The sequence below is a fragment of the Streptomyces sp. NPDC050704 genome, assembly GCF_040654355.1.
GTDB lineage: Bacteria > Actinomycetota > Actinomycetes > Streptomycetales > Streptomycetaceae > Streptomyces.
This window is the reverse complement of record NZ_JBFAHW010000264.1, coordinates 1-2101: the sequence shown is the minus strand read 5'-3', so window position 1 is coordinate 2101 and position 2101 is coordinate 1. Positions and strand designations below refer to the sequence as shown.

1 protein-coding gene is annotated in these 2101 nt (G+C 72.4%); it reads left to right on the top strand.

What is annotated here, in order from left to right; all coding sequences use genetic code 11:
- On the top strand, positions 1 to 2101 hold a 2101-nt coding region (locus tag AB0I18_RS51955), incomplete at both ends, for a condensation domain-containing protein (protein ID WP_363112877.1).

Genomic DNA, 2101 nt, shown 5'->3' with positions numbered 1-2101 from the left:
GGTCTGGAGTTCCTGGGCCGGATCGACGACCAGGTCAAGATCCGCGGCTTCCGTATCGAGCTGGGCGAGATCGAGACCGCGCTGGCCGCACACCCCCAGGTCCGTGACGCCGTCGTGCTGGTCCGCGAGGACACCCCCGGCGACAAACGCCTCGTCGCCTACCTGGTGCCCGCCGGCGAACAGCCGCCCGCGCTGGGCGAGTTGCGCGGCCACCTCGCCGCTCAACTGCCCGAGTACATGGTCCCGTCGGCGTTCGTCGCCCTCGACGCGCTGCCGCTGACCACCAACGGCAAGCTCGACAAACGCGCCCTGCCCGCCCCCGGCCAGGACACGGCGCTCACCGGCGACCAGACGTACGTCGCCCCGCGCACCGTCGCCGAGCAGCGCATCGCCGACGCCGTCGCCGACGTCCTCGGCCTGGACCGGGTCGGCGTCGAGGACAGCTTCTTCGACCTCGGCGGCGACTCGATCCGTGCCCTGTCCCTGGTGGGCGCCCTGCGCGAGGCCGGCTTCGACCTGGCGGTGCGCGACGTCCTGGAGAACCTGACGGTGGCCGCGCTCGCCGAACTGGCGACGGGACGGCCCGCCCCGGCGACCGGGGTGAGCAGCGTGGAGCCGTTCGCGCTGCTGTCCGACGCGGACCGCGAGCGACTGCCCGGCGGGCTCGCCGACGCCTACCCGCTCTCCCAGGCGCAGCTCGGCATGGTGGTCGAGATGCAGCGCGGGGACGGCAGGAACACGTACCACAACGTCTTCTCCATGCGGATCCGCGACGAGGTCGCCTTCGACGCGGACGCGCTGCGGCGGGCCGTGGCCGAGATCGTCGCCCGGCACGAGGTGCTGCGCACCTCCGTCGACCTGTCCACCTACTCGGTGCCGATGCAGCTCGTGCACGCCACCGCCGAGATCCCCTTCGCGACCCGCGACCTCGGCGGTCTCGACCGGGACGGCATCAACCGGGCGGTGCGGGAGTTCACGGCCCGGGAGCGTGCCGACGTCTTCGACCTGGACCGGGCGCCGCTGATGCGGATCGCCGCCCACGTCGAGGAGGCCGGGGCCTGGTGGCTGGCCATCACGGAGTGCCATGTCGTGATGGAGGGCTGGAGCACCTTCACCCTCGTCATGGAGGTCATCGACGCCTACCGGCAGATCAGGGACACCGGCGCGGCCGAGCCCTACGAGGCGCCGGCCGTGCGGTACGCGGACTTCGTGGCCGCCGAGCTCGACTCGCTGGCCTCCGCAGCCGACCGCGCCTACTGGCGGGACGTCGTCACCGAGTACCCGCGGCTCGCCCTGCCGCAGGCATGGGCCGACGCCCCCGGCTCGGAACGCCGCCAGTCCCGCAGCCAGGTCTCCTTCGGTGACCTGGAGCAGGGCCTGCGCGGTCTGGCCGCCGACGCCCGCGCCTCACTGAAGAGCGTGCTGCACGCGGCGCACCTGAAGGTCATGAGCCAGCTGACCCCGGACGAGCGTTTCTTCACCGGCCTGGTGTGCAACGCCCGCCCGGAGGCGCGGGGCGCCGACCGTGTCTACGGCATGCACCTCAACACCCTGCCGTTCGCGCACGACCGCTCGGCCGCCACCTGGCGCGAGTTGACCGAGCAGGTCTTCGCCCGCGAGGCGGAACTCTGGTCGCACCGGGCCTTCCCGATGCCGGAGATCCAGCGTGAACTCGGCGACGGCCGGCGCCTGATCGACGTCCCGTTCTCCTACCAGGACTTCCACCAGGTGGACGAGAAGCTGATCGACACGCAGGCCACGGTGGGTGAGGGCGCCCTGGAATTCGGGCTGCGGGTCTCGGTGCTGTCCGGTCACATCAACCTCTCCGCGAACAACCTGGTTCTCGGCCAGGCGGCCCTCGACCGGCTCGCGTCGATCTACCGCGCGGTCCTGGAGGCCATGGCCCACGACCCGAAGGGTGACGCCCGCCTGGCCTTCCTGCCGGCGGGGGAGCGGGAGCGGCAGCTGACCGAGTGGAACGACACCACGTACGGGGCCGAGACCGCCACCGTCCTTGGGCGTTTCGAGGAGCAGGCGGCCCGCACTCCGGGGGCCGTGGCGGTCCGCCACGAGGGCGGCACGCTCTCGTACGGCGAACTCG